Here is a 14367-nt window from a genome sequence, read left to right on the forward strand (position 1 = left end):
CCATGGTCCTGTCCGACCTTTCGATCAAACGCCCGGTCTTCGCGACCGTGATGAGCCTGATGCTGGTGGTGTTGGGCATCATCGCCTTCACCCGCCTGACCCTGCGCGAGCTGCCCAACATCGACCCGCCGATCGTCTCGGTCGAGGTCGCCTATCCGGGCGCGTCGGCGGCGGTGGTGGAGACCCGCATCACCCAGATCCTCGAAGACGCCGTGGCCGGCATCGAGGGCATCGAGACCGTGGAGTCGCGCAGCCGCAACGGCGAGGCACAGGTGACGCTGGAGTTCTCGCTGACGCGCGACATCGAGGCCGCCGCGAACGACGTTCGCGACGCCATCAGCCGGGTGATGGACCGCATGCCGGAAGAGGCCGACCCGCCGGAGATCGAGAAGGTCGAGGCCGACGCCGAGGTCATCCTCTGGCTGAACATGAACTCGTCGCGCCTGGACACCCTGGCGCTCAGCGATTACGCCGAACGCTACGTGGTCGACCGCCTGTCGAGCATCGACGGCGTCGCCCAGGTCGGGTCGGCGGCCAGCAGCGTTATTCGATGCGTATCTGGCTCGACCGCGAGGCACTGGCCGCGCGCGGCCTCACCGTCAACGACGTCGAGAACGCGCTGCGGCGCGAGAACGTCGAACTGCCCGCCGGCAGCCTGGAATCGCAGGACCGCGACTTCGTGCTGCGGGTGATGCGCGGCTACCAGGAAGCCGACGACTTCGCCCAGCTCACCCTGGCCAAGGGCGAGGACGGTTACCTGGTGCGGCTGGGCGACGTGGCGACCGTCGAACGCGCCTCGGCCGAACGCCGCGCCTATTTCCGCGGCAACGGCCAGCCCAACATCGGCCTGGGCGTGGTCAAGACGTCCACCGCCAACAGCCTGGACGTGGCGCGCGACGTCAAGGCGGCGCTGCCGGCGATCCAGGACACGCTGCCCGATGGCACCGACATCTTCGTCGCCTTCGACTCCACCACCTTCATCGACGCCGCGGTGAACCGCGTCTACATGACGCTGATCGAAGCGGTGCTGCTGGTGCTGGTGGTGATCTACCTGTTATGGGCAGCGTGCGCGCCGCGCTGATCCCGGCGGTGACGGTGCCGGTCTGCCTGGTCACGGTGTTCATCGCGTTGTGGGCCTTCGGCTTCACCATCAATCTGCTGACCCTGCTGGCGTTGGTGCTTTGCATCGGCCTGGTGGTGGACGACGCCATCGTGGTGCTGGAGAACGTGCAGCGCCGCGCCGACCTGGGCGAACCGCCGCTGGTGGCGGCGCGTCGTGGCACCCAGCAGGTGGCGTTCGCGGTGATCGCGACCACCACGGTGCTGGCGGCGGTGTTCCTGCCGATCGGCTTCATGGAAGGCAATACCGGGCGGTTGTTCCGCGAGCTGTCGGTGGCGATGGCCGCGGCGGTCACCATCTCGGCCTTCGTCGCGCTGACGCTGACGCCGATGATGTGTTCCAAACTGATCCGCGCGCACGAACAGCCGCGGGGCCTGAACGCCTGGATCCAGAGCCACCTGGCTTCGTTGAGCAGCGGCTACCGCAAGGCGCTCAAGCGCACGATCGGCCGGCCGCTGCTGTTCGGCGCGATGCTGCTGGGCAGCCTGTGCGTGTCCTGGTTCCTGCTGATCGCCACGCCCGCCGAACTGGCGCCGCCGGAGGACCGCGGCGCCTTCTTCGTCACCGTGTCCGGTCCCGAGGGCGCGGGCTTCGACTACACCGTCGAACAGATGCACGAGGTCGAGCAGAAGCTGTTCAAGTACCTGGGCGAAGGCCAGTCCATCGACCGTGCGAATACCCGCGTGCCCGGCGGCTTCGGTCCCGGCGGCGACATGCACACCGGCCAGGCCATCGTGTTGCTGAAGCCCTGGAACCAGCGCGACGAGACCACGGCCGAACTGGTGGAGAAGGTGCGTGCCGACCTCGCCCGCCTGCCCGGCGTGGTCGCGCGGCCGCAGGTCCGCACCGGCCTGGTGCGCAGCGGCGGCCAGCCGCTGGCGGTGGTGCTGGGCGGCCCGGATTACGCCGAGCTGGCGCAGTGGCGCGACCGCATGCTGGCGCGCATGGAACAGAACCCGCAGCTGTATTCGGCCGACTCGGACTACAAGGAAACCCGCCCGCAGCTTCGCGTCGAAATCGACCGTACCCGCGCCGCCGACCTGGGCGTGTCGGTGCAGGAGATCGGCCGCACCTGGAATCCATGATGGGCTCGCGCCGCGTCACCACCTACGTGGAGGACGGCGAGGAGTACGACGTGATCCTGCAGGCGCAGCGCGAGAACCGCGCCTCGCCCTCCGACCTCAACAACCTGTACGTGCGTTCGGCCACCACCGGCGAACTGGTGCCGCTGTCGAGCCTGGTCACGCTGAGCGAACTGGCCGAACCGGGCCAGTACAACCGCTTCAACCGCCTGCGCGCGATCACCATTTCGGCCGGCCTGGCGCCGGGTTACACCCTGGGCGAGGCGCTGGACTGGTTCCGACAGGTCGCCGCGGAAGAACTGCCCGAACGCGCCCAGATCGACTACAAGGGCGAGTCGCGCGAATACCAGCGTGCCGGCGGCGCGGCACTGTTCACCTTCGCCATGGCGCTGCTGATCGTCTACCTGGTGCTGGCGGCGCAGTTCGAAAGTTTCCTGCACCCGCTGGTGATCATGCTGACGGTGCCGCTGGCAGTGCTGGGTGCGCTGCTCGGTCTGTGGCTGTTCGGCAGTTCGCTCAACCTGTTCAGCCAGATCGGTATCGTGATGCTGGTGGGGCTGGCGGCCAAGAACGGCATCCTGATCGTCGAGTTCGCCAACCAGCTGCGCGACGAGGGCCTGGCGATCGGCGAAGCCATCGTGGAATCCGCGGCCGTGCGCATGCGCCCGATCCTGATGACCTCGATCGCCACCATCATGGGCGCCGTGCCGCTGGTGGTGGCCGGCGGCCCGGGTTCGGCCAGCCGCGCCACCATCGGTATCGTGGTGATTTCCGGCGTGGCGTTCTCGACGGTGCTGTCGCTGTTCGTGGTGCCGGCCTTCTACACCCTGCTGGCGCCCTACACGCGCTCGCCCGAGGCCGTGGCGCGCAAGCTCGAGAAACTCGAGAGCGAAACGCCAGTTGTCGGCGGTCACGCGTAGAATCGCCGGAATTCTGGAGGTCGGGCATGAGCGATTCGCCGTATCGAGGGCCGCAGGGAAAGCCGCGGGACAAGCGCGAGCGCGAGCGTGACCGGCAGGCACGGCCGACGCCGGCGGCCGCCGAATCGCGGCGTCCGCCGGGCCGCGGCCCAAATCGCGACAACCCCCGCGACCATGCCCGCGACGAAGCGGACGCCGCATTGCTGCGCGGCGAAGCCACCACGCCGCGCCCCCGCGCGAACTGCGCCTGCATGGCCTGAACGCCTGCCTGGCCATGTTCGAACACCGGCCGCAGGACCTGCGCAAGGTCTGGCTGCTCGAATCGCGCATTCCGAAACTGAAGGCGGTGCTGGCGCACTGCGTGCAGCACCGCATCGGCTACACCGTGGTCGGGGACGAAGACCTGCACAAGCTGTCGGGCAGCGCGCACCACGAAGGCGTGGTGTTCGGGGTGGTGCCGAACACCGAGCACAATCTGTCGGAGTGGCTGCGTGCGCTGCCGGCAGGACCGATGGCCGCGCTCTGGTTGGATGGGGTAGGCAATCCGCACAACCTGGGCGCGATCCTGCGTTCGGCGGCGCATTTCGGCGTCGCCGGCCTGCTGCTGCCCAAGGACTCGCCGCTGGCCCTGTCCGGCGCCGCGGCGCGGGTGGCCGAAGGCGGCGCGGAGCGGGTGCCGATGGTGCGCCTGGGCCGCACCGACAACAGCCTGGCCCAGCTGAGCTCCGCCGGTTTCGTGCCCGTGGCCACCGTCGTGCGCGGCGGCCAGCCGCTGTACGGCACGGCCCTGCCGGAACGCCTGCTGCTGATGATGGGCGCCGAACAGACCGGCGTGGATCCGCTGCTGGCCCAGGCTTCGGCGCTGCGCCTGGGCATCCCGGGCAGCGGCGCGGTGGAAAGCCTCAACGTGGCTTCCGCCACGGCGGTCTTATGGGCGAATGGTGGCGCCAGCGCCGGGCCTGAGCCCGGACGCTGAATCGGCAGTTCAGACCGGGATCGGCATAATCGCGCCATGACCCCGAGCCCCCTTGCGATCCCCTCCCGCCTCCACGCCCTGTTGTTCGCCGCGCTGCTGCTGTTGTGCAGCGCCGCCGCCGCCCGCAGCGAATACGGCGTCGACTACACCGTGCAGTTCCTGCCGAAGTCCGGTCAGGCGCAGGTGACGATCAAGCTCACGCCCGGCGAGGTCGGCGCCCGCCGCCTGCGCCTGACCATGCCCGAAGACCGCTACACCCAGGTCAGCGGCGACGGCGAGGTCGTGCGCAAGGGCGACGTGGTCACCTGGGTCCCGCTGCGCGACAAACCCTCGAAGCTGCGCTACCGCTACCTGATCGACCACCAGCGCCGCGACGGCGGTTACGACGCCCGCATCACCGACGACTGGGCGATCGTGCGCGGCGACGACCTGGTGCCCGCCGCCCGGGTCAGCGCCAGCAAGGGCGCCGATTCGCGCGTGCGCCTGCGCTTCGTGCTGCCCAAGGGCTGGACCAACGTGGACACGCCCTTCCTGCGCAGCCGTGACGGCAAGTCCTTCGTGGTGGTGAACCCGGAGCGCCGTTTCGACCGGCCGATCGGCTGGATCATCGCCGGCGCGGTCGGCACCCGGCGCGAGCACCTGGGCGACACCGAGATCAGCGTCGCCGGGCCCAAGGGCGACGTGATCCGCCGCAACGACATGCTGGCCTTCTTCAACAACCTGGTGCCGGAGTTCGAGCGCGCTTTCGGCAAGCTGCCGGCCAAGCTGCTGATCGTCAGCGCCGGCGACCCGATGTGGCGCGGCGGGCTGTCGGGGCCGCGTTCGCTGTTCCTGCATGCCGACCGGCCGTTGATCAGCGAAAACGGCACCAGCACGCTCACGCACGAACTCACCCACGTGATTACCCGGATCAGGGGCGCCGACGGCGACGACTGGATCGCCGAGGGCCTGGCCGAGTTCTATTCGATCGAACTGCTGCGCCGTGCCGGCCTGCTGAGCCCAGCGCGTGCAGACAAGGCCCAGGACTGGATGGCCAACCACGGCAAGGACATCACGCGCCTCACCAGCAACCGTTCGCACGGCCCGCGCACCGCGCGCGCCGTGCAGCTGATGCGCGAGCTCGATGCCGAGATCCGCGCCCGCACCAAGGACAAGCGCAGCCTGGACGACGTGGTCAAGGCGCTGATCCCGCTGCGCGAGGTGTCGCGCGAGGACCTGCGCGAGCAGGTGCAGGAACTCACCGGCGCGCCCTCGAAGGTGCTCGACACGCCGCTGCTCGACTGACTCAGGGGCTGGCGGGCTTCACCGGCAGCTGGCCGAAGTCCACCGTCGTTTCCGCCGCCAGGTAGGCCAGCACCGCATACGCGGCCGCCTGCTGGTCGAGCGCCTTGGCATCGACCTTGTCCAGCGTGTCGTTGGCGGTGTGGTGGTAGTCGAAATAGTCGGTGCCGTCCTGCGCCAGCTGCGCCCATGGCGCGCCCAGCGCGACGATCGGGCCGACATCCGGGCCCGGGCTGCCGACGCCGCGTTCGACCTCGACACCCAGCGGCGCCAGCACCTCGCCGATCTGCTCGATCACCGGCCAGGCCGCATCGGCCACGCCGGCGCGCAGTGCGTACACGCGGCCGGCACCGAAGTCGCTTTCGGCGCCGAGCTGGTGGGCGCCGACTTCGTCCGCGGCGGCGCGCGCAGCGGCGTAGGCCTTGCCGCCGTACAGGCCCTGTTCCTCGTTGGCATAGGCGATCACGCGCACGGTGCGGCGCGGCGCCCGGTCCATCGCGCCGATCAGCGCGCCTGCGGCCATGGTGATGCCGACGCCGGAAGCGTCGTCGATGGCGCCGGTGCCCAGGTCCCAGGAGTCGAGATGGCCGCCGATGGTCACCACTTCGTCCGGCAGCTCGCGGCCGCGGATCTCGCCGATCACGTTGTGCGAGGTGTACTCGCCCCGCGTTTCCGCGGCGATGTCCAGACGCAGGCGCACCGGCTGGCCGCGGCCGAGCATGTGCGACAGCAGGTCGGCATCGGGGTTGGACAGCGCGGCGGCCGGGATGCGCGGCACGTCGGCGACGTAGCGCATCACGCCTGTGTGCGCGAAGCGGTCGCTGCTGGTGCCGATCGAACGGATCAGGATGGCAGCCGCGCCCTTCTTCGCCGCTTCCACCGCGCCGTTGCTGCGCGCACCCACGGCCGGGCCATAACCGCGGCCGTCCTTGAAACGCACCATGCGGTTGCTGACGTAGGCGATCTTGCCGGCCAGGCTGCCGTCGGGCGCGGCGCTGAGCGCGGCCAGGTCGGCGAACTCGACGACCTCGGCCTCCAGCGGCGCCGCGCCGGTGCCGACGCTGCCGCCGAGCGCGGTCACCACCAGCGGCTGCGGGAACGGTGCCAGCACTTCGGCGCGTTCGTGCCCGCGGATCCAGGCCGGGAAGGTGACCGGTTCCAGGTATACCCGGTCGAAACCCAGCGCCTTGAACTTGGCTTCCGCCCACGCCACCGCGCGCGCGTCCGCCGGCGTGCCGGCCAGGCGCGGGCCGACTTCGGTGGTCAGCGACTCGACCACGGCCCAGGCCTGGCTGCCGCGCAGGGCCTGGTCGCGCAGGGTGGCGGCGGCGGCCAGGTCTTCGGCCTCCAGGCCGGTATCGGCGCCGGCGGAACCGGCGCAGAGCGCGGCGGCGAGCAGGGAAATCACAAGACGCATGCAGGACTCCGGAAATCAGGACGCCGACCCGAGGGCCGGCGTCGGTGGGGTTTGCGGTCCGGTCAGCGCTTGAGCGCGTCGCGGATCTCGGTGAGCAGCTTCACTTCCTCGCTCGGCTCCGCCGGCGGTGCGGGCGCCGCTTCTTCCTTGCGCTTGAGCGAGTTGATCACCTTCACCGCCACGAAGATGGCGAAGGCGATGATCAGGAAATCGACGATGGTTTGGATGAAGGCGCCGTACTTGACCAGCACCGCCGGCACCTCGGTGCCGGCCGCATCCACGGTGGCGGCCTTGAGTTCGATCGCCAGGTCGCTGAAGTTCACGCCGCCGACCGCATAACCGATGGACGGCATGATGATGTCGTTGACCAGCGAGGCGACGATCTTTCCGAACGCGGCGCCGATCACCACGCCGACCGCGAGGTCGACGACGTTGCCGCGCATTGCGAATTCCTTGAATTCCGAAGCCATTCCCATGGACATGCTCCTGCAACCGGGGACGAGTCCCGAATTTACACCGGCCCGCGCTTCAGGCGATACGCCCGGACAGTTCCACCAGGCCATCCACGCCGGCGTGGAAATGATCACCCGGCGCCAGCGCGGCCACGCCCGAGGGCGTGCCCATGAACACCAGGTCGCCGGCCTTGAGCGCATACAGCTTCGACAGTTCGTGCAGCACCTCGGCGACGCTGAAGACCATGTCGTCGAGCTGGCCCTGCTGGCGCGGTTCGCCGTTCACGGTCAGCCAGATCCGGCGCGTGAACAGATCACCCGCGGCGGCGGCCGGCACCAGTTCGCTGGCGGGTGCGGAATGGTCGAAGCCCTTGCCGGTGTCCCAGGGCAGGCCCTTGGCCTTGGCGGCGGCCTGCAGGTCGCGGCGCGTGAGGTCCAGGCCGACGCCGTAACCGAACACGAGATCGAGTGCGAGACCGGTCGCCACCACGCCGTCGGCATCGTGGCCCAGCGCCACCACCAGCTCCACTTCGTGGTGCAGGTCGCGCGTGCCGGGTGGGTAGGGCACCGTGCCGCCGCCAGCGACGATGGCGTCGGCGGGTTTCATGAAGAACACCGGGTTGCCGCGGTCCACGCTGGCACCCATTTCCTTCGCGTGTTCGGCGAAGTTGCGGCCCACGCAGTAGATGCGCCGCACCGGGAACAGCGCGTCGCTGCCGCGCACGGGCAGGCAGGGGGTGGCGGGCATGGGGATGACGGTTCGGGTCATGGCGCGGCTCCGGGGCGAAGCGCCAAGTCTAGCCGCGATGGATGTCGCGATACCGCGACGGAATGCTCAGCGCAGGCCGAGGGGCGAGGTGGGCTTGTCGACGAGGGTGTACTCGCCTTCGATCACGCCTTCCTGGGGGCGCGCCGGCCGGGCCGGGGAGCGCAGCAGGCGGCGCACGGCCGCGAACAGCAGCATGCCCAGGCCGATCACCAGGCCAAAGACCACCAGCAGCACCAGCAGCATCAGCCCGAGCAGGCCCACGAGCACGCGCAGCAGCGGGCTGCGGGGCTTGCTGGGGCAATAACTGAACAGGCGTTGGAAACGGAAGCGCATGGGGGCGTGGCAGAATGCGTGGGAGACGGAGTATGGCGAGGCCCGATGTGGAAAGTGTAAGCGGTTCGTTAATCCGGCTGGCCGAGTGGCCGCCCGAGGGCTTGTCGGAGATCGAAGTGCCGCTGGACGGCGAGCCGCAGTCGTTGATCCTGCTGCGCCAGGGCGACCAGTTGCGCGCCTGGCTCAACATCTGCCCGCATGCCGGACGGCGCCTGGACTGGGCGCCCGGCAAGTTCCTGGTCGACCGTGGCCACCTGGTCTGCGCCGCGCACGGCGCCAGTTTCGAACTCGATCGTGGCGAATGCATCGCCGGGCCCTGCCGCGGTGCGTCCTTGCGGCCGGTCGCGGTCAGCGCCGGCTAGAACATCAGGTTGACGATCACCAGCACGATGGCGAGGTAGAGCAGGGTCAGCGGCGCGCCGGTGCGCCACAGGTCGCGCGAGCTGTAACCGGCGGGCCCGGTCACCATCGCCAGCACCGGGTTGGACACGCTCAGGAAATTGTTCGAGGCCGACAGCGCCACGATCAGCGCGAATGCCAGCGGACTGCCACCGGCGGCCAAGGCGACGTTGATCGCCATCGGCACCATCACCACGGTGGCGCCGACGTTGCCGATCACCAATGCAAAAGCGGTGGCCAGCAACCCGACCGCGGCCTCGATCACCCAGATCGGCACGTCGGGGCCGATGCGGTCGAGGATCTGCTGCGCCAGCCAGCCGGCGGCGCCGGTGGAATCCATGGCCCAGCCCAGCGGGATCAGGCAGGCCATCAGGAACACGGTCTTCCAGCTGACCGCGGCGTAGGCCTCGTCCATGTTCAGCACGCCCGCCAGCAGCATCGCCGCCGCACCGGCCATCAGCGCCAGCGGCACCGGCACCAGGGTGCTCAGCGCCAACGCCATCGCCGCGCCGAACACGCCGATCGCCCACCACAGCTTGTGCGGCCGCTGCTCGCCCTTGGGGTAGTCGGTGACCACGACGAAGTCGCGGCTTTCGCTGGCCTGCGCCAGGTCGGTCCAGATGCTGTGGAAGACCAGCATGTCGCCGGCCTTGAGCGGCATGCGCCGGATGTCTTCGCGCCAGACCTGGTTGTCCCGGTTGATCGCCAGCAGGCTGATGCCGAAGCGCTTGCGCAGCTGCAGCTGCGCCTGTGCCTTGCCGATGAAGGACGAGGTGGGCGGGATCACCGCTTCGGAAATGCCCGAGCGGCTGGGATTGAACAGGTCGGCGAAATTGCGCAGCCGTGCCGACATGCGCAGCAGGTTCTTCTGCGCGTAGTCCTGGATCGCCTCGCGCGGGCCCATCACGCCCAGCACGCTGCCGACCCAGATCATCTGGTCCGCCGGCGGTGCCAGCCGCGCCTCGTTGCCGCTGAGCAGGGCCAGCAGCAGCGGCGCGTCGCGCTGGGCCTCGGCTTCGCCGACCGACATGCCCACCAGCGGGCTTTCGGCGGTGACGCTGAGTTCGTACACATCGCCGTCGATGCCGTAGGCACGCGCGAAATAACTCTGGGTGCGGCTGGGCGCCACGCCTTTTTCCTCGCCGTGGCCCAGCAGCTTCGGGCCCAGCCAGCGGAAATAACCCAGGCCCAGCAGCAGCAGCGCCAGGCCGATCGGCAACGGCGCGAACATCGGCAGCGGCTGCAGCGTGGACACGCCCGAGGGCAGGTTGCGGTTGGCGGCCACCAGCAGGTCGTTGAGCAGCATCAGCGGCGAATTGCCGATCATGGTCAGGCCGCCGCCCATCACGATCGCGGCGGCGAGCGGCAGCAGCAGCCGCGACAGGCCGATGCCGGACCGGCCCGACACGCGCGAGGCCACCGGCAGGAACAGAGCCATTACCGACGGGTTCTGCATGAAGCCGGAAATCAGGCCGGCCACCGCCGAGGTCATCAGGATCAGCCGCTCCTCCATGCCCTTGGACATGCGCAGCAGCCACACCGCCAGGCGGTTCAGCGCGCCGGTGCGGTCCAGGCCGGCGCCCAGGATCATGGTGGCGATCACCGCGATCACGGCGTTGCCCGAGAAGCCGTCGAAGAGCTGGTTCGCCGGCACCAGGCCGGTCAGGCCCAGCACCACCAGCACCACCAGCGCGGTGGCGTCGGCGCGGATGCGCTCGATCATGAACATGGCGATGGTAAAGCCGACCAGGCCAAGCACGAGCATCATGTCGCGGGTGAGGGCCAGGCCGGTTTCCATCGTTTCTGTCAGGCTCCCGGCAGTCGGTCGTACAGCAGGTCCCAGACCCCGTGGCCGAGTTTCAGGCCGCGGGTTTCGAAGTGGGTCTGGCGGCGCCATTCGGGCCGCGGCACGAAGCCGCGCGGGCCGGCGCGGTTGCGCAGGCGCGGTTCGGCGTCCAGCACGTCCCACAGGTGTTCGGCGTAATTTTCCCAGTCGGTGGCGACGTGCAGCAGGCCGCCGGGCTTCAGGCGGTCGCAGAGCAGGGCCACGAAGTCCGGTTGCACCAGGCGGCGCTTGTGGTGGCGCTTCTTGTGCCAGGGGTCGGGGAAGTAGATGCGAACCTCGTCCAGTGATGCCGGCGCCACTTCATCGCGCAGCACCTCGACGGCATCGTGTTGATAGACACGCAGATTGTGCAGCCCGGCGGCCGCGGCGGCGTTGAGCAGTCGGCCCACGCCGGGGCCGTGCACTTCGACGCCGATGAAGTCACGCCCGGTTTCGCGTTCGGCCGCGAAAAGCAGCTGTTCGCCATTGCCGAAGCCAATTTCCATGACAAGCGGGCCCGACCGCCCGAATACCGTTCCGAAGGCCTGCTGCCCACCGCGGTAATCCAGCCCCAACGAAGCCCAATGCAACTCGAACGCCCGCTTCTGCGCTTCGGTCTGCCGCCCCTGCCGCAGGACGAAACTGCGGATCGGCCGGTTCCGAGGTGAAGGTTCGGGAGTGTTTTCGTCGCTGGCGCCGGACATGCCCGCCACCCCCGTCAGAGGAAGTGGCCGTCGAGCGGCGAGGAGGCGTTGGCGTGGCGTTTTTTCGGGATGCGGCCGGCCAGGAAGGCTTCGCGCCCGGCCTCGACCGCTTTGCGCATGGCGCTGGCCATCAGGATCGGGTCGCGCGCGCCGGCGATCGCGGTGTTCATCAGCACGCCGTCGCAGCCCAGTTCCATGGCGATGGCGGCGTCGGACGCCGTGCCGACGCCGGCGTCCACCAGCACGGGCACCTTGGCGTTGTCGACGATCTCGAGGATGGACCAGCGGTTCTGCACGCCCAGGCCCGAGCCGATCGGCGCGGCCAGCGGCATCACGGCCACGCAGCCGATTTCTTCCAGGCGCTTGGCGATGATCGGGTCGTCGCTGGTGTAGACCATCACGTCGAAGCCGTCGGCGACCAGGATCTCGGCGGCCTTGAGGGTCTGCACGACGTCCGGGTACAGCGTCTTCGCATCGCCCAGCACTTCGAGTTTCACCAGCTTGTGGCCGTCGAGCAGTTCGCGCGCGAGGCGGCAGGTGCGCACGGCGTCATCGGCGGTGTAGCAGCCGGCGGTGTTGGGCAGCAGGGTGTAGCGGTCGGGCGGCAGGACGTCCAGCAGGTTCGGTTCGCCGGGGTTCTGGCCGATGTTGCTGCGGCGGATGGCGACGGTGACGATTTCCGCGCCCGCGGCTTCGGTGGCGAGGCGGGTCTGTTCCAGGTCGGTGAACTTGCCGGTGCCGGTCAGCAGGCGGGAGCGGTAGGTCTTGCCGGCGATCACCAGGGTATCGGCGGGCGAGGGGGCTTCTGCACGATTCATGCCCGGATTATGGCCCGTTCCGCCGCACGAGTTAACCCTTTTTTAAGACCCCATTCACCCCATGTTCCCGGCTTGCGCTCCCTTCGGGCCGTGCGCCGGGATCGTTCTTGGCGATAGGCCGCCGTACGTGAGGTCTTTTTCCGGGGACGCCGTGAATCCATCCATGGAGGCTCTTCGAAAACGTCCATGTTTTCGAAGCCCCGGAAAAAGACCTCACGCACGACGGCCTGCGGACCGTCAGGACCGGGGTGCCGTTCTGGGGCAAGAGCTCGCTTGCCTGTGCTTCTGGCAGGCATCCAGAAACGATCCCGGCACCCGCCGGACCAGACGCCCACGAGCAAGACAGTTCTTCTTGTGCCCCGAAGGGAGCGCTAGCCGCCGCCGATGGCGTGGATGATCTCGACCCGGTCGCCGTCGGCCAGCGCGTGGGTTTCGTGGCGGCCCCGGGGCACGACCTCGAGGTTGACCTCGACCGCCACCTTGCGGCCCCCGTAACCGGCCAGCGCCAACAGCGCCGCCACCGTCGTGCCGGGCGCCACGTCCCGGACTTCGCCATTGAGCGTGATCTGCATGCCGGCGATTTTATCGCGTTGCGGCCCGCCGCGGCCGGACCGCATAATCCCCGCCGAACGCGGGTGTAGTTCAATGGTAGAACTGCAGCTTCCCAAGCTGCTAACGTGGGTTCGATTCCCATCACCCGCTCCAAGTCCCCCACGGCGGCCACGTGCCGCCGTATTCGATGGGGCCGAACCCCGCACCACTCCCGTCCCGGAGGACGCCATGCCGCACCCCGTCCCCCTGGGCTGGCGCGAGTGGCTGTCACTGCCCGACCTGGGCATTGCCGCGGTACGCGCCAAGGTCGACACCGGCGCGCGTTCCTCCGCCCTGCACGTGCTGGACCAGGAAACCTTCCGGCGCGACGGCCACGAGTACGTGCGTTTCCTGCTCGACACCGGCGTGGCCGGCGCCGCGCCGCAGCCGGCCGAAGCCGCGGTGCTCGACCGCCGCCGCGTCACAGACTCCGGCGGCCACCAGACCGAACGCCTGTTCATCCGCACCCGCCTGCGCCTGGCGGGCCGGGAGTGGCTGGCCGAAGTCAACCTGACACAACGCCGGAACATGCTTTTCCCCATGCTGCTCGGCCGCACTGCGCTGGCCGGGCGTTTCCTGGTCGACCCGGCCAGCTCCTTCCTGCAGGGCGATCCGCCCGAAGACATGGTTCCGCCGTGAAACTCGCCATCCTCTCCCGCAATGCCAAGCTCTATTCGACCCAGCGCCTGGTCGAAGCCGCGCGCGAACGTGGCCATACCGTGCGCGTGCTCGACCCGCTGCGCTGCTACATGCAGATCGCGCCCGGCCAGTTCCTGCTGCGCTACAAGGGCAAACCCCTGGCCGGCATGGACGCGGTGATCCCGCGCATCGGCGCCTCGGTCACCTTCTATGGCACCGCCGTGCTGCGCCAGTTCGAGCTGATGGGCGCCTACACGCCCAACGGTTCCGATGCCGTGCTGCGCGCCCGCGACAAACTGCGTTGCCACCAGATGCTGGCGGGCGAAGGCCTGGGCCTGCCGCTGACCGTGTTCGGCGACAACCCCGACGACACCAGCGACCTGCTGGGCATGCTCGGCAAGCCGCCGCACGTGATCAAACTCAACGAAGGCACCCAGGGCACCGGCGTGATCCTGGCGGAGAACGCGGGGGCATCGCGCAGCGTCATCGAAGCCTTCCGCGGCCTGTACGCCAACTTCCTGGTGCAGGAGTTCATCGCCGAAGCCAAGGGCGCCGACCTGCGCTGTTTCGTGGTCGGGGACCGGGTGGTGGCGGCCATGCGCCGGCAGGCGGGCGAGGGCGAGTTCCGGTCCAACCTGCACCGGGGCGGCAAGGCCAGCCCGGTGAAGCTGACCGCGGCGGAAATCGAGACCGCCCGGCGCGCCGCCCGGGTCATGGGGCTGGGTGTTGCAGGCGTGGACCTTCTGCGGTCGAAACGTGGGCCATTGGTGCTGGAAGTGAACTCAAGCCCCGGCCTGGAGGGCATCGAAGGGGCTTCTGGCGTGGATGTGGCCGGGGAGATCATCGATTTCGTGACCTCCAGGGTCCGTCCGAAGGCGCCGGCCCGGCGCCGGGCGCCACCCCGGAAGCGGGCGTTAACCAAAGGCTGAAGCGGTTTTAACGGCTCTTTAATACCCTGCAGCCTAGGCTTGCCGAGCCGGTAAGCCTGCTCAGGTCACTCCTCGTCAGAGCGTCACCCTGCGGATTACGGCAATCGGGGCA

General features: G+C 69.2%; 12 protein-coding genes, 1 tRNA gene and 2 pseudogenes. 7 read left to right on the top strand and 8 right to left on the bottom strand.

Features of this window, described 5'->3' with window-relative positions; all coding sequences use genetic code 11:
- Positions 1-2: 2 nt before the first annotated feature.
- The 3 genes and pseudogenes from FRZ33_RS06260 to FRZ33_RS06270 all read left to right on the top strand — a co-directional run bounded on the left by FRZ33_RS06260 (position 3) and on the right by FRZ33_RS06270 (position 5382).
- Positions 3-3122, top strand: a pseudogene (locus FRZ33_RS06260) (efflux RND transporter permease subunit).
- 87 nt (positions 3123-3209) lie between these two features.
- Positions 3210-4098: pseudogene (locus FRZ33_RS06265) on the top strand (TrmH family RNA methyltransferase).
- A 36-nt stretch (positions 4099-4134) separates the two neighbouring features.
- Positions 4135-5382: a M61 metallopeptidase family protein gene (locus FRZ33_RS06270; protein ID WP_146908469.1), complete on the top strand. Its 1248-nt coding sequence runs from the start codon at positions 4135-4137 to the stop codon at positions 5380-5382.
- A 1-nt stretch (position 5383) separates the two neighbouring features.
- Here FRZ33_RS06270 and FRZ33_RS06275 read toward each other — a convergent pair whose 3' ends face one another.
- The 4 genes from FRZ33_RS06275 to FRZ33_RS06290 all read right to left on the bottom strand — a co-directional run bounded on the left by FRZ33_RS06275 (position 5384) and on the right by FRZ33_RS06290 (position 8350).
- Positions 5384-6796, bottom strand: a complete 1413-nt coding sequence (locus FRZ33_RS06275; protein WP_146908471.1) for a M28 family peptidase — start codon at positions 6794-6796, stop codon at positions 5384-5386.
- 62 nt (positions 6797-6858) lie between these two features.
- A complete protein-coding gene (gene mscL, locus FRZ33_RS06280; RefSeq protein ID WP_227978180.1) occupies positions 6859-7272 on the bottom strand; it encodes a large-conductance mechanosensitive channel protein MscL in 414 nt (137 codons plus the stop codon).
- A 52-nt stretch (positions 7273-7324) separates the two neighbouring features.
- Positions 7325-8017, bottom strand: coding sequence for a fumarylacetoacetate hydrolase family protein (locus FRZ33_RS06285; protein WP_146908473.1), 693 nt, complete (start codon positions 8015-8017; stop codon positions 7325-7327).
- Positions 8018-8083: 66 nt separating this feature from the next.
- Complete coding sequence (locus tag FRZ33_RS06290) at positions 8084-8350, bottom strand: hypothetical protein (protein ID WP_146908475.1); 267 nt, start codon at positions 8348-8350, stop codon at positions 8084-8086.
- Positions 8351-8382: 32 nt separating this feature from the next.
- On the opposite strand from FRZ33_RS06290, the gene FRZ33_RS06295 reads away from it, so the two are divergent.
- Positions 8383-8712 carry a Rieske (2Fe-2S) protein gene (locus FRZ33_RS06295; protein ID WP_146908477.1) on the top strand — a complete coding sequence of 110 codons (330 nt, stop codon included), beginning with the start codon at positions 8383-8385 and terminating at the stop codon, positions 8710-8712.
- On the opposite strand, the gene FRZ33_RS06300 is transcribed toward FRZ33_RS06295, so the two are convergent.
- The 4 genes from FRZ33_RS06300 to thiS all read right to left on the bottom strand — a co-directional run bounded on the left by FRZ33_RS06300 (position 8709) and on the right by thiS (position 12668).
- The gene (locus FRZ33_RS06300; protein WP_146908478.1) at positions 8709-10547 is read right to left on the bottom strand and encodes an SLC13 family permease; all 1839 of its coding nucleotides are present in this window, start codon (positions 10545-10547) and stop codon (positions 8709-8711) included. The two genes, FRZ33_RS06295 and FRZ33_RS06300, sit on opposite strands and share 4 nt — an antisense overlap.
- Before the next feature lie 8 nt (positions 10548-10555).
- Entirely contained in the window at positions 10556-11278 is a 723-nt protein-coding gene (trmB, locus tag FRZ33_RS06305) for a tRNA (guanosine(46)-N7)-methyltransferase TrmB (protein ID WP_146908480.1), read from the bottom strand.
- A 14-nt stretch (positions 11279-11292) separates the two neighbouring features.
- Positions 11293-12096 carry a thiazole synthase gene (locus FRZ33_RS06310; RefSeq protein ID WP_146908482.1) on the bottom strand — a complete coding sequence of 268 codons (804 nt, stop codon included), beginning with the start codon at positions 12094-12096 and terminating at the stop codon, positions 11293-11295.
- Positions 12097-12467: 371 nt separating this feature from the next.
- On the bottom strand, positions 12468-12668 hold the full coding sequence (gene thiS / locus FRZ33_RS06315; RefSeq protein ID WP_146908483.1) for a sulfur carrier protein ThiS: 201 nt from the start codon (positions 12666-12668) through the stop codon (positions 12468-12470).
- Between the two features lie 59 nt (positions 12669-12727).
- Between thiS and FRZ33_RS06320 the strand changes: the two genes are divergently transcribed.
- From FRZ33_RS06320 to rimK, 3 genes are all read left to right on the top strand, one after another.
- A tRNA-Gly gene (locus FRZ33_RS06320) sits at positions 12728-12801 on the top strand.
- 75 nt (positions 12802-12876) lie between these two features.
- A complete protein-coding gene (locus tag FRZ33_RS06325; protein WP_146908485.1) occupies positions 12877-13326 on the top strand; it encodes an ATP-dependent zinc protease family protein in 450 nt (149 codons plus the stop codon).
- Positions 13323-14255 (top strand): 30S ribosomal protein S6--L-glutamate ligase, encoded by a 933-nt coding sequence (gene rimK, locus FRZ33_RS06330; protein ID WP_146908487.1) that lies wholly within the window; start codon positions 13323-13325, stop codon positions 14253-14255. The genes FRZ33_RS06325 and rimK overlap by 4 nt, the downstream gene beginning before the upstream one ends.
- Positions 14256-14367: the final 112 nt, after the last annotated feature.

The sequence above is a fragment of the Arenimonas daejeonensis genome, assembly GCF_007993735.1.
Classification (GTDB): Bacteria; Pseudomonadota; Gammaproteobacteria; order Xanthomonadales; family Xanthomonadaceae; genus Arenimonas; species Arenimonas daejeonensis.

Bases quoted from the DNA above. Each gene is read 5' to 3' on its own strand.
- FRZ33_RS06300 (WP_146908478.1), bottom strand. From the start codon at position 10,547: ATGGAAACCGGCCTGGCCCTCACCCGCGACATGATGCTCGTGCTTGGC.
- FRZ33_RS06295 (WP_146908477.1), top strand. From the start codon at position 8,383: ATGGCGAGGCCCGATGTGGAAAGTGTAAGCGGTTCGTTAATCCGGCTG.
- FRZ33_RS06275 (WP_146908471.1), bottom strand. From the start codon at position 6,796: ATGCGTCTTGTGATTTCCCTGCTCGCCGCCGCGCTCTGCGCCGGTTCC.
- FRZ33_RS06285 (WP_146908473.1), bottom strand. From the start codon at position 8,017: ATGACCCGAACCGTCATCCCCATGCCCGCCACCCCCTGCCTGCCCGTG.
- trmB (WP_146908480.1), bottom strand. From the start codon at position 11,278: ATGTCCGGCGCCAGCGACGAAAACACTCCCGAACCTTCACCTCGGAAC.
- mscL (WP_227978180.1), bottom strand. From the start codon at position 7,272: ATGGGAATGGCTTCGGAATTCAAGGAATTCGCAATGCGCGGCAACGTC.
- FRZ33_RS06270 (WP_146908469.1), top strand. From the start codon at position 4,135: ATGACCCCGAGCCCCCTTGCGATCCCCTCCCGCCTCCACGCCCTGTTG.
- thiS (WP_146908483.1), bottom strand. From the start codon at position 12,668: ATGCAGATCACGCTCAATGGCGAAGTCCGGGACGTGGCGCCCGGCACG.
- FRZ33_RS06310 (WP_146908482.1), bottom strand. From the start codon at position 12,096: ATGAATCGTGCAGAAGCCCCCTCGCCCGCCGATACCCTGGTGATCGCC.
- FRZ33_RS06290 (WP_146908475.1), bottom strand. From the start codon at position 8,350: ATGCGCTTCCGTTTCCAACGCCTGTTCAGTTATTGCCCCAGCAAGCCC.
- FRZ33_RS06325 (WP_146908485.1), top strand. From the start codon at position 12,877: ATGCCGCACCCCGTCCCCCTGGGCTGGCGCGAGTGGCTGTCACTGCCC.